At 40.9% G+C, this 24,402-nt stretch carries 21 protein-coding genes, 1 tRNA gene and 1 CRISPR repeat array; of the genes, 6 read left to right on the top strand and 16 right to left on the bottom strand.

Annotation, left to right across the window (positions count from 1 at the left end; all coding sequences use genetic code 11):
• The 5 genes from HWQ42_RS34630 to HWQ42_RS34650 all read right to left on the bottom strand — a co-directional run.
• Positions 1 to 455 (bottom strand): restriction endonuclease subunit S (locus tag HWQ42_RS34630; RefSeq protein ID WP_292820503.1); only part of this gene is annotated, 455 nt, incomplete at its 3' end.
• On the bottom strand, positions 448 to 1,515 hold the full coding sequence (locus HWQ42_RS34635) for a hypothetical protein (protein WP_292820506.1): 1,068 nt from the start codon (positions 1,513 to 1,515) through the stop codon (positions 448 to 450). The genes HWQ42_RS34635 and HWQ42_RS34630, both read right to left, overlap by 8 nt.
• Positions 1,516 to 2,094, bottom strand: coding sequence for a Uma2 family endonuclease (locus HWQ42_RS34640; protein ID WP_292820646.1), 579 nt, complete (start codon positions 2,092 to 2,094; stop codon positions 1,516 to 1,518).
• A complete protein-coding gene (locus HWQ42_RS34645) occupies positions 2,094 to 3,629 on the bottom strand; it encodes a class I SAM-dependent DNA methyltransferase (protein WP_292820509.1) in 1,536 nt (511 codons plus the stop codon). Before HWQ42_RS34645 ends, HWQ42_RS34640 begins: the two co-directional genes overlap by 1 nt.
• Before the next feature lie 90 nt (positions 3,630 to 3,719).
• A complete protein-coding gene (locus HWQ42_RS34650; protein ID WP_292820512.1) occupies positions 3,720 to 4,145 on the bottom strand; it encodes a MerR family transcriptional regulator in 426 nt (141 codons plus the stop codon).
• Between the two features lie 11 nt (positions 4,146 to 4,156).
• On the opposite strand from HWQ42_RS34650, the gene HWQ42_RS35685 reads away from it, so the two are divergent.
• Together HWQ42_RS35685 and cas12k are read left to right on the top strand one after the other, a co-directional pair.
• Positions 4,157 to 4,369: a hypothetical protein gene (locus HWQ42_RS35685; protein WP_334812925.1), complete on the top strand. Its 213-nt coding sequence runs from the start codon at positions 4,157 to 4,159 to the stop codon at positions 4,367 to 4,369.
• A 36-nt stretch (positions 4,370 to 4,405) separates the two neighbouring features.
• Positions 4,406 to 6,136: a type V CRISPR-associated protein Cas12k gene (cas12k, locus tag HWQ42_RS34655; protein WP_334955285.1), complete on the top strand. Its 1,731-nt coding sequence runs from the start codon at positions 4,406 to 4,408 to the stop codon at positions 6,134 to 6,136.
• 459 nt (positions 6,137 to 6,595) lie between these two features.
• A CRISPR array of direct repeats spans positions 6,596 to 6,927; the repeat unit is 38 nt; unit sequence AGTTTCAACACCCCTCCCAGCTAGAGGCGGGTTGAAAG.
• 464 nt (positions 6,928 to 7,391) lie between these two features.
• Here the strand turns inward: cas12k and HWQ42_RS34660 are convergent.
• From HWQ42_RS34660 to HWQ42_RS34690, 7 genes are all read right to left on the bottom strand, one after another.
• Positions 7,392 to 7,463 (bottom strand) — tRNA-Lys (locus HWQ42_RS34660).
• 63 nt (positions 7,464 to 7,526) lie between these two features.
• Positions 7,527 to 9,665 carry a GAF domain-containing protein gene (locus tag HWQ42_RS34665; protein ID WP_292820515.1) on the bottom strand — a complete coding sequence of 713 codons (2,139 nt, stop codon included), beginning with the start codon at positions 9,663 to 9,665 and terminating at the stop codon, positions 7,527 to 7,529.
• A gap of 351 nt (positions 9,666 to 10,016) precedes the next feature.
• Positions 10,017 to 10,580 carry a hypothetical protein gene (locus tag HWQ42_RS34670; protein WP_292820518.1) on the bottom strand — a complete coding sequence of 188 codons (564 nt, stop codon included), beginning with the start codon at positions 10,578 to 10,580 and terminating at the stop codon, positions 10,017 to 10,019.
• Positions 10,580 to 11,818, bottom strand: coding sequence for a glycoside hydrolase family 10 protein (locus HWQ42_RS34675; RefSeq protein WP_292820521.1), 1,239 nt, complete (start codon positions 11,816 to 11,818; stop codon positions 10,580 to 10,582). The genes HWQ42_RS34670 and HWQ42_RS34675 overlap by 1 nt, the downstream gene beginning before the upstream one ends.
• A gap of 242 nt (positions 11,819 to 12,060) precedes the next feature.
• Entirely contained in the window at positions 12,061 to 13,533 is a 1,473-nt protein-coding gene (gene glcD, locus HWQ42_RS34680) for a glycolate oxidase subunit GlcD (RefSeq protein ID WP_292820524.1), read from the bottom strand.
• Positions 13,534 to 13,864: 331 nt separating this feature from the next.
• The gene (locus tag HWQ42_RS34685; RefSeq protein ID WP_292820649.1) at positions 13,865 to 14,812 is read right to left on the bottom strand and encodes a WG repeat-containing protein; all 948 of its coding nucleotides are present in this window, start codon (positions 14,810 to 14,812) and stop codon (positions 13,865 to 13,867) included.
• The gene (locus tag HWQ42_RS34690; RefSeq protein ID WP_292820527.1) at positions 14,813 to 15,700 is read right to left on the bottom strand and encodes a serine/threonine-protein kinase; all 888 of its coding nucleotides are present in this window, start codon (positions 15,698 to 15,700) and stop codon (positions 14,813 to 14,815) included.
• Between the two features lie 128 nt (positions 15,701 to 15,828).
• Here HWQ42_RS34690 and HWQ42_RS34695 point away from each other — a divergent pair, with 128 nt between their 5' ends.
• On the top strand, positions 15,829 to 16,536 hold the full coding sequence (locus tag HWQ42_RS34695; protein ID WP_292820530.1) for a Uma2 family endonuclease: 708 nt from the start codon (positions 15,829 to 15,831) through the stop codon (positions 16,534 to 16,536).
• 55 nt (positions 16,537 to 16,591) lie between these two features.
• Here HWQ42_RS34695 and miaA read toward each other — a convergent pair whose 3' ends face one another.
• Positions 16,592 to 17,497, bottom strand: a complete 906-nt coding sequence (gene miaA, locus HWQ42_RS34700) for a tRNA (adenosine(37)-N6)-dimethylallyltransferase MiaA (protein WP_292820533.1) — start codon at positions 17,495 to 17,497, stop codon at positions 16,592 to 16,594.
• Positions 17,498 to 17,748: 251 nt separating this feature from the next.
• Here miaA and gyrB point away from each other — a divergent pair, with 251 nt between their 5' ends.
• The 3 genes from gyrB to rpoD all read left to right on the top strand — a co-directional run bounded on the left by gyrB (position 17,749) and on the right by rpoD (position 23,306).
• Complete coding sequence (gyrB, locus tag HWQ42_RS34705; RefSeq protein WP_099101209.1) at positions 17,749 to 19,686, top strand: DNA topoisomerase (ATP-hydrolyzing) subunit B; 1,938 nt, start codon at positions 17,749 to 17,751, stop codon at positions 19,684 to 19,686.
• Between the two features lie 297 nt (positions 19,687 to 19,983).
• Positions 19,984 to 20,613, top strand: coding sequence for a fasciclin domain-containing protein (locus tag HWQ42_RS34710; RefSeq protein WP_292820539.1), 630 nt, complete (start codon positions 19,984 to 19,986; stop codon positions 20,611 to 20,613).
• Positions 20,614 to 22,136: 1,523 nt separating this feature from the next.
• Positions 22,137 to 23,306, top strand: coding sequence for an RNA polymerase sigma factor RpoD (gene rpoD / locus HWQ42_RS34715; protein WP_069073375.1), 1,170 nt, complete (start codon positions 22,137 to 22,139; stop codon positions 23,304 to 23,306).
• Positions 23,307 to 23,437: 131 nt separating this feature from the next.
• Here the strand turns inward: rpoD and HWQ42_RS34720 are convergent, their stop codons facing one another.
• The 3 genes from HWQ42_RS34720 to HWQ42_RS34730 all read right to left on the bottom strand — a co-directional run bounded on the left by HWQ42_RS34720 (position 23,438) and on the right by HWQ42_RS34730 (position 24,395).
• Positions 23,438 to 23,623 (bottom strand): chlorophyll a/b-binding protein, encoded by a 186-nt coding sequence (locus HWQ42_RS34720; RefSeq protein WP_292734986.1) that lies wholly within the window; start codon positions 23,621 to 23,623, stop codon positions 23,438 to 23,440.
• 306 nt (positions 23,624 to 23,929) lie between these two features.
• A complete protein-coding gene (locus HWQ42_RS34725; protein ID WP_292820544.1) occupies positions 23,930 to 24,238 on the bottom strand; it encodes a GNAT family N-acetyltransferase in 309 nt (102 codons plus the stop codon).
• Positions 24,213 to 24,395 (bottom strand): hypothetical protein, encoded by a 183-nt coding sequence (locus HWQ42_RS34730; protein ID WP_292820547.1) that lies wholly within the window; start codon positions 24,393 to 24,395, stop codon positions 24,213 to 24,215. Before HWQ42_RS34730 ends, HWQ42_RS34725 begins: the two co-directional genes overlap by 26 nt.
• Between the last annotated feature and the right edge of the window lie 7 nt (positions 24,396 to 24,402).

A 24,402-nucleotide genomic window follows, 5' to 3' on the forward strand; every position in this document is an offset into this window, starting at 1 on the left:
TTAGAGTTAGTGTAACTATCTATGTAAAGTTTTGTATCAGTATTCAACATTTCTGAATCTAGATTGAGATAGTAAAAAAGAAAATCTCTATTAACTTGGTTTCTATTGTAGTCAACCAAAAAAAAGTTATTGTGAAACACACCCTCAACGCCAGTAATAATTTTTCCAGTAGCTCCTGTTCTCGTTACTAAAACATCATCTTGATGGCAAATAACTCTATCACCTGGAGATTCTATAAAATCTAATAGGTTAGAATTACCAAGGTTATTTAAATATTCAACTGTAATATAAATATATCTACCATGTTTATAATCTTTAAACCTGTTGGAAATAGCAATTTGAAGACCTTGCCTGACTGTTGAAATTTCTTGAAATGTTACAATTTCCCAATCCTTCGGAATTCTCCCCAAAGGCAAATCCTTAAACTCTTCATTCTTAAGCAAAACCTCACGCATACCCCAACCCCTGCAAAAACTCATTCAACTTCTTCACTGCTGCATCCCGTTCCGCCTCAATATCTTGCAACGTCACCCGATATTTATCCCACCAATTCTCTACCGCCGCAATTACCTGCTGACGATGTGCGGTAACATATCGCTCTAATTCAGCAATTAACCCATCTTTAAAAATTCCTAACACCAAATCCTGACAATCTTCATCAGTCAATGCAGCCCGCGCAGCTTCCAAACGCTTCACCAACTCATTCTTTAATGTCTTTAATTCTGCTTTTTCTTCCCTCAACTGCTTACCAATTTCCTTATAGGGTTCCAGTTGGGCTTCTATTTCGGCAATTTCCGCTTCATTCTCTTCAATGAAAACCTCAAGTTCAGCAATTTTATCTTTATTTAATAAAGGTGTCTTCTTTAAAATCTTGAGTTCTTTCTTCGGCTCTTTAATCGAATTTTTTATATACTTAAGGTCTTTCTCTAAATCCTTGACAATATTAACCGCTTCTGATTCTTCACCTTCTTCAGCATCTGCCTCAGCTTCCTCTCCCTGCTCAAAAGCTGACTTTTGCTGTTCTAACTCCGCAATTTTCGCCTCAGCTTCAGCAATGTCTTGTAAATAATCCGGCATCAACCGCCCGACCAATTTATGATTTAGAGGGTCAAATTTTGCCTGCTTTTTCTTCTCGTCATCATCTTGCTCTAAAGCATCTTTAATCGTATCTACCCAACTATCAACTAAACCACCAAAACCTGACTCTGATAAACTTCTCAGTTCATACCTCTGTTCATTCCACCAACTAGCAACCACACCCGCCACTTTAAAGCGGTCAAGTAATCCCACAGGTTGCAAACTATCCACAAAAGAACTAAAAAACTCAGCGCGGAGTTCCATCACCTTTTTAGTTTTTGGCAACTCACCCAAACTAGTCGAGTGTACTTGCCACCAAGCAGCAAATACACTATAAAGTTTGCCTTCTTGCTGCTGCACACCAGCATCAGATTCTATAAAAGTTTTAATTTGAGAACGTTCTGTAATTGTAGAAATAAAATCAAGATAATCATTCATCTATGTAAAAATCTGCTGTAAATTTAATACAAAACCAGGGAGAACATCTTCACCCGATAGACTCGTAGGAGATTGTAAAACTTCTGGTGCAAGATTTGGGCGATAAATGATTACTTGTTTATCTTTAGGATTAATTAACCAACCCAGTTGTAAGCCATTTGCTAAGTATTCCTGCATCTTAGCTTTAGTATCTTCCACATCATCAGTTTCAGAAACTAATTCCACTGCAAAATCAGGACACAAAGGGATAAATTTCTTTCTTTGTTCTGGGGTAAGAGCATTCCATTTTTCTATCCTTACCCAAGAAGCATCAGGCGAACGAGTTGCCCCATTTGGCAGTTTAAACCCAGTAGAAGAATCAAAAGCTTTTCCGAGGTTATTTTGATTGCTCCAAAACCATATCTGACCTAATAAATCAAAATTACGGTTTCCCGTTTCTCCCCCAGTGGGTGACATGATAATTAATTCCCCTTCAGCAGTTAACTCTAGTCGTAATTCTTTGTTCACAGCGACAATTTGTGCAAATTCCTCATCAGTAAATTGCAGGTTAGGAGGTAATTGTAAGGTTACAGTCATAATTAATTGCGCTCCACAAAAATCCTAGTTGCATCAAACCCATGTGCAGCTAATAGCGAAGATTTAGCCTCTACCTCTACTTTAGGAATTCCCCCCAACAAATGCGCCCGTACATCGTGCGGTTCTGGCGGTGGCGCGTTGTCAGCATAGCGGCGGATATTGCAGTTGTAATCGTTATCGCTTAATCCTTCTTTAGTTACTACTGCTGAATATCCTGGTAAAGACAGAAAATTTTCAAACACCCAGGAAATTTTTTCAATATGCTCAGGACGCAAATAATTTTGAGCGCGACCTGCATAATATTCAGCATCAGCATTAATAAACAAAACTTTTCCGTGGCGTTCAACAGGTTTTGCCCCTTGTGGACACATCACCAAAATACAGGCGGGGATACCTGTGCCATAAAACAAATTGGGTGGTAAGCCAATCACCGCCTCTAATTGATCGTTTTTAATAAAACTCTCCCGAATTTTCTTTTCTTCTCCGCCGCGAAACAGCACCCCATGCGGCATTACCGTCGCCATCATCCCATCAGTTTTGAGAACAGCTAACATGTGCTGGGCAAACATCAAATCTGCTTTTTTACCCGTCTCAGGACAATAACCATGCGTAAAGCGTCCAGAAAATTGCATTCCCTCGCGGCTATAGTTTTGAGAAAAAGGCGGATTACTGATTACTCTGTCAAAGCGAATTAGTTCACCGTCAGCAATATGCAAGGGATTAAACAGAGTATCGTCATTATGTATATCTGCATCTCGAATGCCGTGCAGCAGCATATTAATTTTGCAAATTGCCCATACGCCACCGTTATTATCCTGGCCATATAATGCTAAATTTCTGGCATCACGACGGCATTCTTCTACATATTGCTTGGACTGAATTAACATTCCCCCAGAACCACAACAGGGATCGTAAACTGACATCCCAGGTTGAGGTTTTAACAGACGCACCATCAACTGCACTACTTCACGCGGCGTATAAAACTCGCCCCCTTTTTTCCCGGCTGAATCTGCAAACTCTTTAATCAGGTACTCGTAAGCCGCACCCAGCAAATCAGGAAATACAAAATCCTCATTTCGCAAACGATATTTATTGAAGTGTTTAATCAGTTCGCGCAATTTGACATCAGGAATCCGATTTTTACCAGCTTGACGATTAAAATCAATATGTTTTAATACACCTGTCACCGCTTCGTTACTTTCCTCAAATGCCGCCAAAGCATCATTTAGCCCTTGTCCAACGTTTTTATGTAGCTCATCACGAATATATGCCCACCGCGCTTTTTCTGGTACAAAAAAGGTTTCTTTGTAAGTGGTGGGGTTTTCTGCCCTCATGTTTGCTTCTTCTTGTGTCCGTCCCCTTTGCAAATTCTGCTGCAAAATCTGCTCATACTGCGGCTCAAATACATCCGAGGCGCGTTTTAAAAAAAGCATCCCGAAGATGTATTCTTTGAAGTCCGAAGCATCCATTTTTCCCCGCAGAATATCAGCAGCAGAAAAAAGATGACGTTCTAGTTGCGGCAGCGTGAGTTTGCCCATAGTAGATGCTGAGATTGCGACACTAATGCTTTGCCAGTATATCTCTTGTTGAGAGACACTCCAACACACTTCCAAATTGCTGAAGTCAAATCATTTCAATTTGCTGGCTATACCCTCGTATATGGTATCCAACCATACTGGAATTACAGGTTGACCTGCTTTTATTTGGGCGATGGCTTGTTCTAATTCAAATTCTACAAGTTCGAGCGATCGCTTGTGATTGTCTCGTTGGAGCATCCACCGCGTACCTTTCCCAGATTCAAATAATTCTGGTTCCTTGTCTTTCAATGTTCTAAGCGTAGTATTAGCAACATCAAAATTTAGTCCCATAGACAAAAAATATAACATTGCTGCCAGTTCCATCAAATTCGGCTTTGAGTAATAAATACTACGCCCTATTCCAGTTTCACCGATAACAGGCATAACTACACCTTTTTCTCGCCAGTATTGGAGCTGGCGCAGAGTGCAGCCTGTGATTTCAGCAGCTTGTTTACTCGTAAAAAAAGTTTCCTGCATGAAATCATTTTATGCACAGCATTTCACTAGACATATATGGTATTATTGAACATAATATGTTTTTAGATTTAAAATCGATGAGTCAAAACACGATTCAGTGTCGTCTTGTCGCTAGTGTTGTTACTCGCCAACAGCTATGGAAGCTCATGGCAGATAACAACACTCCACTGATTAATGAATTACTGCTTCAAGTAGCTCATGATCCTGATTTTGAAACCTGGTGACAAAAGGGAAAAATACCTACTGGGATAGTCAAGCAACTGTGTGCAGTACTCAAAACCGACTCTCGCTTTATTGGTCAACCAGGACGGTTTTACACGAGTGCGATCGCTAGAGTTAACTACATCTACAAATCTTGGTTAGCACTGATGAAAAGGTTGCAGTACCAACTGGATGGTAAAAATCGCTGGTTGGAAATGCTCAAAAGTGATACTGAATTAGTAGAAGTCAGTGGTGTTAACTTAGAAAGCCTTCGTCTCAAAGCTGCTGAAATTCTGGCTCAAGTTACACCCCAGTCAGATACGGTTGAACGACAACCAGCCAAAGGAAAGAAACGGCAAAAAAATAAAAAACCAAAAGATTCGGATAGCGATCGCACTGTCTCCAAGAGCCTATTTGAGGCTTACAGCAACACAGAAGATAACCTAACTCGTTGCGCTATCAGCTATTTGCTTAAAAATAGATGCAAAGTGAGTGAGAAAGAAGAAGACCTAAAAAAGTTTGCCCAGCGTCGGCGCAAAGTAGAAATTCAAATTGAACGTCTCACGGAACAGCTAGCTGCTCGAATTCCTAAAGGAAGAGATTTAACCGATACGAAATGGTTAGAAACTCTCATTATTGCCACTCAAAAAGTTCCTAGCAATGAAGCTGAGGCGAAATCATGGCAAGACAATTTATTAAAAAAACCTAGTAGAGTACCTTTTCCAGTTGCTTTTGAGACCAATGAAGATATGACTTGGTTCAAAAACAAAGATGGGCGTATCTGTGTAAAATTCAATGGTTTTAGTGAACATACTTTCCAAATATATTGTGACTCTCGTCAACTCCATTGGTTTCAACGTTTCTATGAAGACCAGCAAATCAAACGAATCGGTAAAAAACAGCACTCCAGTAGCCTATTCACTCTCCGAAGTGGACTTATTGCTTGGCAAGAAGAGGAAGGCAAAGGCGATCCTTGGGATGTTAACCATTTAATTCTCTACTGTTCTGTAGATACTCGTCTGTGGACAGATGAAGGAACAAACCTAGTCAGAGAAGAAAAAGCAGAAGAAATTGCTAAAATTCTCACCAAAATTAAAGCCAAGGACGACCTCAATGACAAACAGCTAGCTTATATAAAAAGGAAAAACTCCACATTAGCCAGAATTAATAACCCTTTTCCTCGTCCCAACAAACCCTTATATAAAGGTCGCTCTCATATTCTTGTTGGTGTTAGCTTTGGTCTAGAAAAGCCTACAACAGTAGCAGTAGTTGATGGCTCTACAGGTGAAGTGCTTATTCACCGGAGTATTAAACAAATACTTGGTGATAATTACAGACTGCTTAATAGACAGCGACAACAAAAGCACTCCTTATCTCATCAACGCCAAATAGCTCAAACGCTTGCTGCACCAAATCAATTCGGAGAATCAGAGTTAGGGCAGTATGTAGACAGATTGATAGCTAAAGAAATTCTAGCGATCGCACAAACATATAAAGCTGGTAGTATTGTCCTCCCTAAGTTGGGCGATATGCGAGAACAAGTTCAAAGTGAGGTTCAAGCCAAAGCTGAACAAAAATCAGACTTAATAGAAGTTCAAAAAAAGTATGCCAAACAGTATCGAGTTAGTGTTCATCAGTGGAGTTATGGCAGATTGATTACAAGCATTCAAAATCAAGCAAAAAAAGCTGGGATTGTTGTAGAAGAGGCAAAACAGTCAGTTAAAGGAAGCCCGCAGGAGAAAGCGAAAGAATTAGCGATCGCAGCTTACCATTCCCGCAAAATAAACTGATTGACAAAATACCGAACCTTGATAATAGAATAAGAAAATTCAACAGCGCCGCAGTTCATGCTTGTTACAAGCCTCTGTGCTGTGTAAATTTGGGTTAGTTTGACTGTTGTCAAATAGTCTTGCTTTCTGACCCTGGTAGCTGCCCACCTTGATGCTGCTGTCCCTTGCGGACAGGAATAAGGTGCGCCCCCAGTAATAGAGGTGCGGGTTTACCGCAGTGGTGGCTACCGAATCACCTCCGACCAAGGAGGAACCCACCTTAATTATTTTTTGGCATGGTAAAGCGGGAGCGATTTTCCTGGGGTTGCTGCCAAAAGTTTAAATCGCTTGTTTAATAAGGTTTATAGCCTTTAAGGTGTCAGTTGATTTACTTTTTTAAGTGTTAACTGACGGGCGATTTTGGGAGACGTGACAAAAATGCCTTCATAACTATTGGTAAATCAAGGGTTTGAAGCGCAGAGTTTCAACACCCCTCCCAGCTAGAGGCGGGTTGAAAGGAACTTCTGCTTAATCAGTTACGACTTTACCTATAAGTTTCAACACCCCTCCCAGCTAGAGGCGGGTTGAAAGGGGCAAGGAGCGGGTTCGCCAAATTCAATATCAAGTTTCAACACCCCTCCCAGCTAGAGGCGGGTTGAAAGCCAAAAGTTAACTGTAAGGAATTGTATGATTTGCTTGTAGTTTCAACACCCCTCTCAGCTAGAGGCGGGTTGAAAATTAACATACTGCCACCAGTCGTTACCTTGCCCATCACGCTTTCAACACCCCTTCTAGCTTGAGACGGGTTGAAAAAAGTCATTCACAATCGGATTGAGAAGTGAAGATCGATTTCAACACCCCTTTGGATAGAGACGACGGGTTAAAAGATTAAAAGATTTATATCTTATTTTTCAGATTAGCTACAAAAGTTTTGTTAAAAAGGGTGGGTTGAAAGGACTCTTAATCTATTGGTCGTAAATGTTTTGGAGAAAAAATATTTTCTAACAAGGTGAGATTAAACGCATAGTACGTTATGAATTCTTCCTGCAATCGCCAACTGTGGGTATCTTGCAAAAGCATTGTAGGCGGTTTCTTTAAAGTGAGATATAGGTGGAATAATATTATAGGAAAGTTACATCCTAGTTCTCTAAAGTGCCATTAATTTCTCAGAGAGGATATTAATCTCTTAACAATGACATTAATTAGTTAAAAGTGACAATAATCTGTTAACAGTGACAAATAATTAGTTAATGTACATCTGAAGGGCTGAAGAGAGTGGGTGACGAGGGAATCGAACCCGCAACCAATAGATTAAGAGTCTACTGCTCTACCGTTGAGCTAGTCACCCACACGAATAACAATCGTAGCATAACCTCTGATAATTTAGCTAGTGCTATGCCCAAAAAAGTAATTAAAAGGGGAATTTGACGGTGAAGGTGGTTTCACCTGCCGCACTCTCTACATCAATTGAGCCGCCTAAATGTCTGACCATTTTTTGCACTAATGCCAATTCCAGCCCCGTGCCGCTATGTTTCCAAGGATCGTGTTTGGAAAGGTGATAGAAAGGTTCAAAAATCCGCGAGAGTTCATTGCTGGTAAGCTCTATTCCCGAATTGGTAATATTAAGCTCGACTGTATCCCCGATCAACTGAGCAGAGACTGCGATCGCTTCCCCAGCAGGAGTGTATTTACAGGCATGGTTGAGCAGTTCGGTGACAATCCGCTCCAAATCAGTGATATCTGTCTCCAAAGGGGGCAGCGCCCGATCTACAGTCAAGCTTAACTGCTGTCGCTGGCAGATGGTGAGGTCTCGAAAAGACTCTATAATCGGGTGAAGCCAGCTTTGAAAGTCAATGGCAATCAAGGTTGGGGGATCGGGTTCGGCTTCGAGATATGTGAGTGTAAGTAGGTCGTTAATTAACTTGCTTTCTCGCCCACACTCGTTATGCAGAATCTGCAAGAGTTGCGGCACTATTTCTATCTCTGATATTTCTGCTGGTGTGAGGACACTTTCGAGAGTTTGGACTGCAAGGCTAATGCTTGTTATTGGTGTCCGCAGTTCTTGGGATAGGGTTCTGAGAAATTGGTTTTTGAGCCGATCGCTTTTTTCTAGTTCTTTTACCTGTGCCTGGTTTTGTTTGTAAAGCTGGGCTTGACGAATGGCGATCGCACATTCATTTGCTACCTGTTGCATTAGCTCAATTTCAAATTCGTCAAAAGCCTCTTGTGATGGTCTTGTCAACCAAATATTTCCCAAAATCCCTTGAGTATCAAAAATTGGACAAGCCATCTGGGACATAACTAGCAACTTTGGTTCCCATCCCGGTACAATTTCCAAAAATTGCAATGGTTGTTTTTGCAACAGCGACTGATAAACTTCAAGATGGTCGGCAATCTGTTTAGTTAATCCTTGGCACTGAGATAAATTAATACTGTATTCGTAAGCAATAGTAACTAGAGTTTGACAGGTACTATAGAGTTCAATTTGGCAACGGTCAAGGTTCAGTAACTTTGCTAATTCCTGGGTAAGTGTCTGCAATACCTGAGTTTGATCCAGACTGTCGCGGATTTGTTCGGTCATACGTCGCACCAAGGCTTCAAAGTTGCGCACCTGCTGCAACTGACTAATGTGCTTCTGCTTCTGTAACTCCATCTTGGCTTTGAGATCCTGGAGTTGCTGATGCAGTTCTGCCTGTTGGACTGCAATGCCGATTTGAGTAGCTAACTGCTTGAGTAAGTCAGTTTCTGTTTGCTGCCATTGACGCGATTCACGGCAATCCTGGGCAATCAACAGCCCCCACATATCTTGCTTTTGGAAAATTGGCACGACGAGATTGGCTCTTATCTGCAAAGATGTCAGGAAATCTATATGGCAAGGATGCAATCCGGCTGCATAAATATCTTCGACAACTTGAATGCAACCTCGCCCGTGGTGTTCTCGATGTTTGCCATTCAAGCAGGGATCGGTGATGTTTTTGCCCAACAGTGAATCGCTAGCTATAGTTGATTCGGCAATGATTACTCCACTGCCATCAGCCTCGAAGCGATAAATCAACACGCGATCGCAATTCAAAAATTGCCGCAGTTCAATTGTAGTCTGATGCAGAATTGTCTCTAATTCTACAGATTGGTGAATCCGTCCAGCGATCGCTTCTAGCAGTTGTTCTCGTTCAACCTGGAGTCCAACTGCTTGTTCTGCTTGCTTCACAGGGGTAATATTAGTACTAGTACCAATCAATCGATAAACCTTGGAGTTAGCATCTTTTAGTGGGGTGAGAGTCGTACTCCACCAAGTGGGAACTCCCTGGAATTGCAAACATTGTTCGTAAGAAATAGTTGTGCCAAATTGCACGCAGTCCACATAATGTTGACGCACCTTTGCAGCATCAATAGCAGAGAGAATATCCTCTGGCTTTTTGCCCCGGAGATCGTACATGCTTAGTAGAAACTGCTCGCTACTACTTTTTTCATCTACTTCTGTGCCAAAAAGAATTTGAGGTGGTGATAATTTTGTCAACTCCATAGTTGATTCCACTGGATTTATATTCATGCGAGAGTCCCACTCTTATATTACTGACTCTTCTAGGCGCTCTCTTGTCGTTAAGCTTGTAGTAGATGCACTATTAGCGCCTATAGCAAAGTATTGTCAGCTGTTGCTCATCGAAATTTTGATCTTTCTCTACTTCTTGTCAGAAATCTAGGAAAGCTAATAGGAGTCAGCTTAACAAAATCCTGCTTTTTGAAGGTGAAAATACATTTGCAGGTTAGGGCAAACTTACTGAAATTTTTTAACGGTTTTTCAAGATTTTTGCATATATCTAAGTGCAAACTTCAGTATACATGAATTAAAGTTATAATTCTTAATAATAAGAGAGACGCGATCGCTCGCGTCTGTGGCAACTTACAATCGCAATTTGTGAGCATTAATTCCTGTGAGGATACCAACTAGTAGCCAAGTGATGCCTAAGCCGATGACTTCACCTAAAAATAACTGGCTTAAGTAGCGCCAGATCGTTCCCACAGCAGAACCCACAGGGACAGCAACAGCCCAACTTGCCGCAGAGACAAATATCCATCGCCACGCTATAGGCTGGGGAATTGCTAACCATTGTGCCAATCCGATCCCCAAGCCGCCAAATGCTCCATAAACTGCCCCTGACAGGATTCTCAGAGGAAGAATCTGAGTGCTAGGTACAATCCAACCCACAGCACCAATACCGATCGCAGTAATAATACTCCAACCCAAAAGACTTGACAAAATCCACCTGATACAAAATATAGGTTGTTTGAGTAGACAACCTTGAGGAAGTGCGATCGCAAATCCGCCAATAGCAGCCTCTACCACCCCAATATCTGGCTTTTCGCCGACTTCAATTAAGAGTAAACTCAATAAAAATCCGCCAAAAGTAGCTAAAGTCCACAGCAACGTAAAGCCAAATCTAGTATTTTTAGGCGCGAATGGCATCAAAGTTTCTTTGTTTGTAATAGTCTGACAGTTTTTGCATTAAACATCTCAAAAAAACCTTTGCGTCGCTGTTGGGGTGATTCCGGTACGATGTAACCCCACAGACTCTCCCAGTAGAAAAAGGAGATACCATCAAAATTGCGATCGCGTACTACCTGAACCTGTTCTCTAACTTGTGCCATTTTTACCGGATTACCTACCGTTCCTGTTGATATCCCAATACCTACAGGAATTAGACTTTGAGCCAATTTTATCGATGGTAGTTCTAGTTGAGCGATAAAAGACTTTTTGTCATTTCGATACACCTGCAAAATTAACTCATTAACTAAACCTTTTTTTACCCAATTTTCCCAATCTTGCAAATAGTATTTATAAGCAAAAGCTTGATAGTTGGGAGACAGAGATATTTTGATTTTGGGCTTAACTGCCTTCACAGCTTGATAGATTTCTGCCATAAAATCAGTAATTTTATCTGCCCGCCACCGCATCCATTCTGGGTTAAAAGGGTCATTAGGGGGAGTTTTACCTTGATGTTCTTGCTGGTATAGTTCAATAGTGAAGCGATCGTAGCCGAACTGTACAGGCATCCCAAAATGGTCGTCAAGTTGAATACCATCCACATCGTAATCCCTGACTACTTCTAAAATTAACCCTTGGATAAACTCTTGTACTTGTGGATGTAAGGGATTGAGCCAAGCTTGTTTAGTGATTAAAAGATTGTCGATTTCTTCTGGTGGGGCATCTTGAATAGAGTTAATACCTTCTTGCCCAATTGTCAACCAGTCAGGATAACGCCTGGCTAATTGTGAATAATGCGGCGTCATGAATCCGTATTCAAACCAGGGAATGACTCTCAAATCTTTATTTTTGGCAAGTGTTACTATCTTTGCTAAAACATCCTGTCCACCGTGCATGAAGTTGAGCAAAGGTTGAGTTTCTGAACCTGTAGTTATTTTGGCTACAGCACTTTTGTAAAAAGTATGTCCTCGGTTCCAAACTACAGGATAAATTGTATTAAAGTTGAGAGTCGATAATTGATTTATGGCACGGTTAATACCCCAAGGGACAAATAGTACACCACTAGCAACATTAGTAAGCCAGACGCCGCGAATTTCTGTAGTTAAAGGACTAGTTTTTTGGGAATAAACTGGCAGTGAAGAGGGTAAAAAACCTGTTAAAGCGACTACTAATCCCAAACACAGCAAGTAAGCAACACAACGGCGAGCAACCCGATTCATTTGTAAGCGTGACCTAGTGCGATCGGAATATATATATAACTACAAAATAAAGTTGTAATCCTCCGGATGATGTAAAGAAATGATGATTCAAAATTCAGAAGTCAGGAGTCAGAATATTTGAAAGAATACGGAGCCAGTTTTGGTAATGAATATACTTAACGATACCAAAACCTAATAACTAACTTATGACTCCAAACTCCAAACTCCAAACTCCTGAATTCTGACTCCTGAATTCTTTCTTCTTAAAATCTTTCCACACCTTCAAATTGCTTGAGTGCCGATGCATTTGCTGCTTCACCACAAGTCCGTGGTGTGGGGAATATCTTTTCAGGATTTGCTAACCCTTTAGGATTAAAAACTTGCCGCACCCATTGCATAGTTTCTAAATCAACTTGGCTAAACATCTTTGGCATATAGCACCTTTTCTCTGCACCGATGCCATGTTCACCAGAAATACTACCACCGACTTGAACACAAAGGGTAAGAATTTTTCCACCCATTTCTTCTACTTGCTCTAATGCACCAGACACAGAATTATCATAAAGAATTAGCGGATGAAGATTGCCATCTCCAGCATGAAACACATTAGCAACACGATAACCATATTGTTTACTTAATGCCTCAATCTCATGTAAAACATAAGGCAACTGAGTCCGGGGAATTACACCATCTTGTACATAATAATCTGGACTTAAATGCCCCGCCGCAGCAAAAGCAGCTTTGCGTCCTTTCCATAATTTTAACCGAGTTTCTGGGTCAGTAGCAGAAGTGACATTCCGCGCACCATTCTTTTTACAAATTTTAGTAACTCGCTGTTTATTCCCTGCAACTTCCACTTCTAAACCGTCAATTTCTATTAGTAAAATAGCAGTAGCATCGCGGGGGTAACAATTAGTTGCTACAACATCTTCAACTGCATTGATGCTGAAGTTATCCATCATTTCCATACCACCAGGAATAATGCCAGCGCTGATGATGTCAGAAACAGTTGCCCCGGCAGCTTCAATACTGGTAAAATCTGCCAATAGTACACAAATTGATTCTGCACTTTTGAGAATTCGCAAAGTAATTTCTGTAGCAATACCTAAAGTACCTTCGGAACCAACAAAAACACCTGTTAAATCATAACCAGGCATTTCTGGGATTTGTCCACCTAAATCAATGATTTCACCTTCCGGCGTAACAATTTTTAATCCTAAAACGTGGTTAGTAGTAACACCGTATTTAAGACAATGTACGCCACCAGAATTTTCGGCAATGTTGCCTCCAATAGAGCAGATAATTTGACTGGAAGGATCAGGAGCGTAGTAAAATCCAGCACCACTAACGGCTTGTGTTACCCAACTATTAATCACCCCTGGTTGTACAACTGTCCGTTGATTTTCTAAATCAATGCTGAGGATTTGCCGCATTAATGAAGTGACAATTAAAACAGAATCTTCCACTGGTAAAGCGCCACCAGATAGACCAGTACCAGAGCCGCGTGCTATGAAAGGTATAGAATATTGATTGCATATCTTCACCACTTGGGCAACTTGTTCTGTAGTTCTGGGTAAAACCACCACAGCAGGACGTTGGCGATAGCCAGTTAAACCATCGCATTCATAAGTAATAAGTTCTTCGCGGCGTTGCACCACGCCATTTTTGCCAAGCACAGCCTCGAATGCTTTGAGAATGGGTTTCCAGTTACGTTGTTTTTTATCTTGGGTAAGCATAGTTTTTTAAAGTTCAAGGTAGATGTTGCAGGCTGGTTAGTATAGCTGTAATTACTATTGTTGCAAGAATAGCAGTCAAGGGTGAGTAAAAGGCGATCGCTACCTGTCTTCTGAATTCAGTTTAAGGAGTCGGAGGCGATCGCATTGCTTGTATTTATTTGTTTAGGGTACGGACTAAGGTGAGGTAGGATAACTGAGCGGTTACAATTAGCCCTTACAACGTCATATAGGAATCTTGTTTGATTCCTGAATAAGATTTCAGATAAAGCCCTGATAAAACGGGCTTTTCAGTCTCAGTATTTTTTCAAAAATACAATCAGATTTCTATATATTAATAAACAAACTTTCCTATCTTGTTTATATAATGCTCTCGTCCACCAATCGAAACCCATGCCATTCCTTCAGAAAAATCATTAACGCCATCAAACTGGACTGAGATTACTATCTTTCCTGTCTTATCAATATAGCCCCACTTTTTACCAATCTTAATCCGTGCCAGCCCTTCAGAAAAATCCTCAGCTTCATCAAACTGGGCTGAGATTATTAGCTGCCCTCTTTTGTCGATATAGCCAAATTTATTACCCATCTTAAACCGTGCCAGCCCTCCACAAAAGTTATGAGCTTTATCAAACTGGGGTGGGATGACTAGCTGCCCTATCTTATTTATATACCCCCGTTTGTCAGCAATCTGAACTAACGCCAATCCTTCAGAAAATTCCCAAGCATCTTGAAATTTAATTGGGATAACTAGCTGACCACTCTTACCGATGTAGCCTAACTTATCGCCCATCTTAACTATTGCCAACCCTTCGGAAAAGCCCCAACTATCATCATACTTGGGCTGGATAACAATTTGTCCATTTTTATTGACATAACCAAATTTACCGTCAAATTTGACTTTTGCTAAACCTTCATAAAAGTCATCAGCATCATCAAATTGAAGTGGGATAACTAGCTGCCCTGTTTTGTCAATATAGCCAATTTTGTTGTCAATCTTGACTACTGCCAATCCTTGGGAAAAGTACCAAGCATCATCAAATTGAAGTGGGATAACTAGCTGCCCTGTTTTGTCAATATAGCCAATTTTGTTGTCAATCTTGACTACTGCCAATCCTTGGGAAAAGTACCAAGCATCATCAAATTGAAGTGGGATAACTAGCTGCCCTGTTTTGTCAATATAGCCAAATTTGTTGTCAATCTTGACTAATGCCAATCCTTTAAAAAAGTCCCAAGCAGTATCAAATTGGGGTGTGATGGCTATCCGCCCCGTTTGGTCAATCTAACCATACTTTTTATCAATCTTTATCCGTTTTAATGAGATAATAAGTGATGATGAAAGTAAGCCAACATGCTTTAAGGCTTGCAAAGCCTCACCTGCATTTGAGTAGCGCTGGTGAGAACTATACCGCACCATTTTAGTCAAAATTTCTACCAGTGTGTTGCTTACTTGGGCTTGTTCTTGCCAAATCACCTCTAATGTATCCGAATCTATTCGTAATTCCTGCGGCGATACTCCAGTTAAGGCTTGAATTGCCGTCATTCCCAGTGCGTAAATATCACTGCATAACTTGGGATGCCCATGAAGCTGCTCACTTGGCATATAGCCGCGAGTACCAATTGGAATTGTGCTGCTGATTTTACCTTGAGCATTCACCCCCAAAGTGCTAATTTCTTTGACAATCCCAAAGTCTATTAAAACAAGCTTGTTATCTAAATATCGCCGCATCAAATTTAATGGCTTAATATCTCGGTGAATCACATTATGTTGATGGACAAAAGCTAACACCTCCAAAATTTCTTGTAAAAGTTGAATTACATCAGCTTCACTTTGCGGTTTTCCTGAAATGATTTCATTACTCAGGTCATGCCCTTCAATGAATTCCTGGACAATATAAAATTCTCTATTTTCCTCGAAGAAGTCATACAGTTCAGGAATTTGCGGATGTTCTTTACCCAATTTGAACAGAATTGCTGCTTCTTTCTTAAACCTTTCTTCTGTATCTAAGTCTGGCGTCGGGGGTCTGGTCAGCCGTTTGATGACACATTTATACTTGGGGTTGACAGGTAAATCCTGTGGGTATTCAGCCAAATAGGTTTCCCCAAATCCACCCGCTCCTAATTTTTGGATAATTTTGTAACGCTGTTGCAGTATGTATCCAATCATCATGCTAATGCTAAAGACCTTTATCTGTAGATTTTGACACAACCTAACCGTTATTGTAGGTAAACGACTACGCACTCTCTCATGCCCAATCAATTAACCTAGAGATAACGCTTTTAATACTGAATAAAGTCATGGTTCAGCAAGTTCTAATCAATGATGATGATTACTATGTGCCAGATGCCAACCAGCTAGTCACTGAAGATGATACACCTGTGGACAATTTTGCTTCTGAAAAACAACAACGCCTCTTAGTTGGTTCTCTTTACAGTTCTCTACAGCAGCAAAGTTTTTTAGCAGCAGCGAATGTTGGCATCTACCATACAGATGGTCAACCCGCAATTGTACCCGACGTTTTTCTCAGCTTAGATGTGCAAGTACCTCAAAATTGGTGGGAAAAACAAAATCGTTGTTATATGGTTTGGCGTTTTGGCAAACCTCCAGAAGTTGTCCTCGAAATTGTCTCTAATAAAGAAGGTGATGAACTTGGTAAAAAGCTGAAAATTTATGAACAAATGCGGGCTAGTTACTACATCGTATATGACCAGAATCAGCAATTAGGAGAAAAACTACTACGCGTTTATGAACTTAGAGGAAGGCGCTACTTTGAAACTTCAGAAAATTGGTTAGAACAAGTTGGTTTAGGTGTAACTTTGTGGGAAGGGAAATTTGAAGATAGACAAGATACTTGGTTACGCTGGTGCTACCAAGATGGTACTGTTTTGCTGACTGGAGATGAACGCGCCGAACAGGAACGACAACGTGCCGAACAAGCAGAACAACGTACCCAACTACTAGCAGATAGGCTACGGGCTATGGGCGTAAATCCCGACAATCTGTAGAACACTCACTGTAAAGGCGCAAAGTTTTTTGCGTCTTTGCATGAGTTTATAATTCTCACGAACTTGTGCAGCTTATAAACTCATTTATCCGATACCAAACCTTCTCTAATAAATCAGGATCATCCGCATCAAACCATTCAATTTGTGGATATGCTCGAAACCAGGTACGTTGTCGCTTGGCAAATTGTCGGGTATGCAAAACTGTTAATTCTTTAGCTTCATCTAAAGAAATATCCCCAGCCAAATATTGTTTAATTTCTTGATAGCCCAAAGTATTCAACAAAGACAAATCAGCGCCATATTTTTGACAAAGATACTCCACTTCAGCAACCAAACCATTTGCTATCATTTGCTCAGTACGCTGTTGAATACGAGCAAGCAACTTTTCGACATCGCAATCTAAGCCAAGTTGCAAAATTGGATAGTTCGGTGGATTCTCCCCTTGCTGTTCCGAAATTGGATGCCCAGTCACGTAAAATACCTCTAATGCTCGTAAAGTCCGCACTAAATCGTTACCATGAATCTTTTGTGCGGCAATCGGGTCAACTTGTTGTAACATTGCGTAGAGTTGTGGTTGACCTAGAGATTCAAGCTGCGATCGCAATTCCGTTTGTGGTGCAACTCTCGGAATTTTCATTCCTTGGACAATGGAACGGATATATAAACCAGTACCACCAACTAGCAACAGTGGTGTAACATCAACAGAAGCAATTAACGCTTGTGTTTGTTCCTGGTAGTCTGCTACTGTCATCGTGTCTGTTGGAGCGCAGATATCTATTAGATAGTGCGGCACCAATTTTTGTTCAGCTATAGTTGGTTTTGCCGTCCCAATATCAAACTCACGATAAACTTGACGAGAATCAGCACTGAGAATTACAGAACCCAACCGCATTGCCAAAGCCAAAGCCAAACCAGATTTACCCGTTGCCGTCGCCCCACAAATCACAATTAATTTAGTCATTAGTCATTAGTCATTAGTCATTTGTTATGGGGCATTGGGTTAAGGTATTGATTATTCTTTCTCCCGCTACTCCCCCTGCTCCCATGCCCCTCTGCTTCTTTGCCCCTCTTGCACGGTAGTGCAACCCCAGTATAAACTTCTCTTGAAAATGCCCTACAGACGCCAGCAAGGCTTTTGTGTTACAATTTTGGAGTGTTTTTACTTTTATTTGCCTTTAGGCGATTTTAACCCCACGCATCAGGAGAGTTTACATGACGAGCAGTTACAGTGCCGATCAGATTCAAGTTCTGGAAGGTCTGGAAGCCGTCCGCAAAAGACCAGGAATGTACATCGGTACCACTGGGCCGCGAGGACTCCACCATTTAGTTTACGAGGTGGTGGACAATTCAATCGATGAGGCTTTGGCGGGTCATTGCACTCATATAGAAGTGGATATCAACGCTGATGGTTCGGTGACTGTAACAGATGATGGTCGCGGTATTCCCGTCGATACTCACTCGCGCACCGGAAAATCGGCTTTGGAAACCGTAATGACGGTACTGCACGCCGGTGGTAAGTTTGGCGGCGGTGGTTACAAAGTTTCTGGAGGATTGCACGGGGTTGGTATTTCTGTTGTTAATGCCCTCTCTGAAGTTGTAGAAGTTACGGTTTGGCGAGATAAAAAGGTTTATCTCCAACGCTATGAACGCGGTATCCCAGTTACTGAACTGCAAACCAAGGCTTACAAAGAAGCTAGAACTGGAACTTCTGTCACCTTCAAGCCAGATACCCAAATCTTTACAACTAGCATTGAGTTTGATTACATTACTTTATCAGGTCGCCTACGGGAATTGGCGTATCTGAATGCAGGTGTCAAAATTACCTTTACTGACCACCGTCTAGAACTACTAAAAAGCGATACACCGAAAGTAGAATCCTACAATTACAAGGGTGGCATTAAAGAATATATCGCGTACATGAACCGCGAGAAGCAACCACTGCATGAAGAAATTATCTATGTGCAGGGAGAACGCAACAACGTACAAGTGGAAGTTTCCTTGCAATGGTGTACTGATGCTTACACGGATAATGTTCTAGGTTTTGCTAACAATATTCGCACGGTGGATGGTGGTACGCACTTAGAAGGGTTGAAAGCAGTTCTGACGCGGACTTTAAATGCGATCGCCCGCAAGCGCAATAAAATTAAAGAGAATGAACCTAACCTCAGTGGCGAACACGTCCGTGAAGGTTTGACAGCCGTAATTTCCGTTAAAGTCCCCGACCCAGAATTTGAAGGACAAACCAAGACTAAACTCGGTAACACCGAAGTACGGGGAATTGTGGATTCTTTAGTGGGAGAAGTCCTCACTGAGTATCTAGAATTTCATCCTGCGATCGCAGATTCAATTTTAGATAAAGCTATCCAAGCTTTCAAAGCCGCAGAAGCAGCGCGTCATGCACGGGAATTAGTTCGACGCAAATCCGTACTAGAATCTTCGCCATTACCTGGTAAGTTGGCAGATTGCAGTTCTCGTGACCCTAGCGAATCTGAGATATTCATCGTGGAAGGGGACTCAGCAGGTGGGAGTGCAAAACAAGGACGCGATCGCCGTACTCAAGCAATCTTGCCTCTACGCGGTAAAATTCTTAACATTGAAAAAACCGACGACGCTAAAATCTATAAAAATAACGAAGTTCAATCGTTAATTACAGCACTTGGTTTAGGTGTTAAAGGTGATGAATTCGATTCCACCCAACTGCGTTATCACCGCATAGTCATCATGACGGATGCTGACGTAGATGGAGCGCACATCCGGACTTTATTGTTAACATTCTTCTATCGATATCAACGAGCGCTCATCGAACAAGGCTTTATTTATATTGCTTGTCCGCCGCTGTTTAAAGTAGAACGGGGACGTAATCATGAGTATTGCTATAGCGATCGCGAAAAGAATCAAGCGATCGCCAAATTTCCGGCTAACGCCAACTATACCATCCAACGCTTCAAAGGATTGGGTGAAATGATGCCACAACAACTCTGGGACACCACTATGAACCCAGAAACTCGTAAAATGAAGCAAGTCGAAATTGAGGATGCCGCCGAAGCCGATCGCATCTTTACAATTTTAATGGGCGATCGGGTTGCACCCAGACGAGAATTCATCGAAACCTATGGCTCTAAACTCAACTTCACCGATCTAGATATCTAATATCAGCAGTCCTAAATCATTCCTAAAAAACAAGATCCCCGATTTTTCAAAGAAGTTGGGGATCTTTAACTTTGAAATATTACTTGACATTCCTGCAAAAGATTTTGCTAAAGAATTTATATCCAAAATTTCTGTAAAAACTACCTCTTTTGGATGATGACAAGCTATGTAATTTATAAATTTATTGTATTAATATTTTTGATGCTACAAATTATGTCGTTAGAGTAAGTGACTATATCTACAAATTCATTAACTATTATTAATAATTCCTTATTTAACTGGATTCTACACAAAGCTATGAAAGCGAGCAAAGGCATAGTAGGAAAAGCATTGTTCAATATTATTGGCATCGGTAGCTTAGTTGCTCTGTCTGCCTGCGCTCAACCTGTTGCAGAAACTCCTACAGCAACTGTCCCTTCAACAACTGTCCCGCCGGTCACGCCAACTCCTACTGCCACTATTGCCACCCAAAATTTAGCAGAATTGGCAAAGTCAGCAGCTAGTCAAGGACAGTTCAAAACTCTCATCCAAGCAGTGCAAGCTGCCGGATTAACTGAACAATTGGCTGCACCAGGCCCTTATACAGTATTTGCACCTACTGACGCTGCGTTCTCTGCTTTACCAAAAGCTACTCTAGACCAACTCTTACAACCAGCAAACAAAAAACAATTAGTCAAGCTTCTGTCCTACCACGTCATACCTGGGGGAATTACCTCCCAGCAATTGACATCTGGAGAAGTTAAAACAGTTGAGGGTAGTCCCGTTAAAATCACAGTCGATCGTGCCAGCAACTCAATCACAGTCAACAACGCTAAAGTGAGTCAGCCAGATATCCCAGCTAGCAACGGCATTGTGCATGTAGTTGACCAGGTACTTCTGCCACCTAATTTCTCTGCAAGTCTAAACACCACCCCAACACCACGGTAGTTCAGCAAAGTTCATAGTCTCCAGTTTTCAACTTTGAAAGCCACCGTGATTTTGAACTAGTTGCTAACAATCAATTAAAAATTTAAGTTGACTTATCACTTGTGTGACAAGTCAACACTACAAAAAATACAAATATTCCAAGTTTATCGCTTGATTAACCATATAATTTGCTGATTGTCAAGATTGTCGAAACAATCGAGCATTGATTGTTAGCAAAACTACCAACTTTATTGGAAAGTTAGTTCAGATAATACTCTTTACTCTGACTCGCTGATTAATTTGAACCACCAGCTAGAAACACATTTGTTATGCTTTAAGAAAATAACTGAATATCATCTATCTAACAGCAATTAATAAGTACTTTGAGGATTTATCATCACAAGATGACAGAAACTTACCGAAATAAAAGTATTGAAATTTACAATTGATTTACGCAAAAAAGCTTTGTAGCTAAATCATCAGGTAATTTGCTGGGTTCTCTGTGTTCGAGGTAATAGCTGTTGGAAATACACACCATAAGCCTGAAAACTTGTTAATATCTTCATGTAGTGCCGTGGCGATCGCGATCGTATCGTATGTATCTAATGTACTTTTGCCTAATATAAGATGAGATTGGCAAGTTCACAGGACAAATTGTTTTTGAATTGATTAAAATATCCTTGTATACAATAAGAAAAGTTTGTCAAGTTTCATAGGGCTGAAATCGCCACAGTGCGCTAACGTGTGAATAAGACCGAATTAGTAAACCTAAATTGATCTCCGATCAGGTCGATTCTGCCACCGCCTCAACTCCTCAGTTAAGGTAGTTAGTACGCAGAAGGTTAACTGCTTTTAGGCAAGCACCACCACCGTTGTTGTATTTACCCAAGGACAAGACCCGTTTTAGTCTAAGGGATGCTTAATTTATGAAGGAAATGTAAAAATGGGTAGGTTAAGACTAATAGTCTGAGTTAACATAAAATGCACTCTTTCTCAGTAATTAATGTTGTGTAAAATACATGAGATTCCGCAGGAGCAAGCGTACTTACTTCCTAATGTAATAAGAGCGTCACTGCGATTCCGAAAAGTGGAGAAAAAATTTCAGGGTATAAATCCCGTTTTCAATGTCTTTTTGGTGAAAGTAGCTAAAAGTTACTTAATGAATTCATGATTAATACACAAAAAGAGTGCAATTTCTGTGAAACAGGCTACAATCGGAAGAGTCTTTATACGAAAATCTGCCAATAGTCTGAACTCATTTGTATAGAGTGGCAATTTTTTTGATAAAGGCAAGTATTTTTTTTGACCAGTTAGTTGAAAGCAATATGTGATAGCAACACATATAACATTTACTAAAGTGAGCAAGTCACCTTTAGTATTTGCTTAAACTAAAGTAAAAACCCTCCTACGGAGGTGTAAAATGTCCGAAAATATCTCTGGCAAATCTGCCAAAAAACTTATTTTCGGTTGGCAATTGGCTCGTTTAAAAGAGCAGTAAACACATCTTGAGTAATTGATTCTGCAAGGAGCATGAGGAACGCGGCATGAACCAGGCTAACAACGTACTCGAAAGCATATATCAGCCTGACCTAGAAATAATAAATCAGCCTGAGCTCGAGTTAGAAGAACTCTTAATAGACGACGAAGAGGACTTGCTGATCATCGATGAAGGTGACGAGGAATTTTTAGAGCCTCAGTCTGATGAGGACGACGCAAAGTCTGGAAAAGCCGCTAAATCGCGTCGTCGGACACAAAGCAAGAAAAAGCACTATACCGAAGATTCAATTCGGCTTTACTTGCAAGAAATTGGTAGAATTCGTCTGTTGCGGGCAGACGAAGAAATTGAATTGGCTCGTAAAATAGCCGATTTGCTGGAATTAGAGAGAGTCCGCGAAAGACTCTGTGAGCAATTAGATCGCGATCCTCGAGATAGTGAATGGGCAGAAGCAGTACAACTGCCACTACCAGCCTTTCGTTATCGCCTCCATGTTGGTCGTCGGGCGAAAGACAAGATGGTGCAATCTAACCTCCGTCTTGTAGTTTCAATTGCTAAGAAGTACATGAATCGTGGTTTGTCGTTCCAGGACTTAATTCAGGAAGGCAGTCTCGGTTTGATTCGTGCCGCTGAAAAGTTTGACCACGAAAAAGGTTATAAGTTTTCTACATACGCTACATGGTGGATTCGTCAAGCAATTACCCGCGCGATCGCAGATCAATCCCGCACAATTCGTCTTCCAGTTCACCTTTACGAAACCATTTCTCGGATTAAGAAAACTACCAAGTTGCTATCTCAAGAAATGGGTCGCAAACCCACTGAAGAAGAAATCGCCACTCGGATGGAAATGACCATTGAGAAGTTGCGGTTCATTGCTAAATCTGCCCAGTTACCTATCTCATTAGAAACGCCTATTGGTAAAGAAGAAGATTCTCGATTGGGCGATTTTATTGAATCCGATGGTGAGACACCAGAAGACCAAGTTTCCAAAAATCTTCTGCGCGAAGACCTTGAAAAAGTCCTCGACAGTCTCAGCCCGCGCGAACGCGATGTTCTCAGACTACGTTACGGCTTGGATGATGGTCGGATGAAAACCCTTGAGGAAATCGGCCAGATTTTCAACGTCACCCGCGAACGGATTCGTCAAATTGAGGCGAAAGCACTTCGCAAGTTACGCCACCCAAATCGTAACAGCGTTCTCAAGGAATATATTCGGTAGTCAATTAGTCAATAGTCATTAGTGAATAAACAACTGACAAATGACAACTGACGAATGACAAAAAAATGAAACCTGGTAGTGAATTAGCACTCCAGGTTTTTTTATTTATAGGTCATCTTGAATATTAAAACTTACAGGATGCCCCAAAAATGTAGGAAGCCTTGACCAGAAAAAACTTCAACCAAAACGGCAGCTGAAAAGCCAATCATTGCCAACCGACCGTTCCAAATTTCTGCTTGTGGGGTAAAGCCCCAACGCCAAGCGTTGCGATCTTCAATTACAGGAGTAGTGACTTTTGTTGTGCTTGCATTTGTCATGGTTAGAACTCCAAACTTAATTCTTAAGGTTTATTGCCTTATGTAAACTAATATAACAAATATTTTGAGAAAGGAAACATTTTTTATACTTTTGTTTCCATACCTTGACATGAATAAAAATAACTATTTATACAGATTAAAACATCAGCCTTCAGTGAGATTTACTGACGTAAAAGAAATGTTATTTAAACTTTTAGCTTTATAATCATCTCATACTGTTGAAATTAATTATCAACTATTTTAGCTAAACTGCTTGTTTTTAAATATATTTTGCATTTAAAAATAAAAAATTCCTGATAATTAAAGTCAATACCAAACAATTTCCATTTCTTTTGCAGTCGAGACAAAACTAAGCTTCTCGTAGACGCGTTTACCATCCTCGGTGGCGTGAAGCCAGAGGCGTTTTGCCTCAGTTGCTCTCACAAAGCTGATAATTTCCTTTAATAATGCTGTTGCAATTCCCTGTCCTCGCCACATGGGAATTGTATAAACGTTCATAACGTAGGCTTCTAAGCCTGAGAGATTGCCATTGTAAGGGGGTCGTTGAAAAAATACCAAGCCGGTAGTGGCAATAATTTGACTATCCACTTCAGCTACCCAAGCTAAAACACTCACCCGACGGCATTTTTTCGCTAAGATATTTTCGAGTTGCTTCAGCTAGGTTTGTAGTGTCAGAGTCTCCTTTAATCTCGCCAGCCTCCCGCAAGAGTTCGAGACGCAGCTCGATTAGCGCCTCTAAATCCTGCAAGTTGGCTTGTCGCAAGTTAAACATCACCCTA

The organism is Nostoc sp. JL23, from assembly GCF_017115065.1.
Taxonomy (GTDB): domain Bacteria; phylum Cyanobacteriota; class Cyanobacteriia; order Cyanobacteriales; family Nostocaceae; genus Nostoc; species Nostoc punctiforme_A.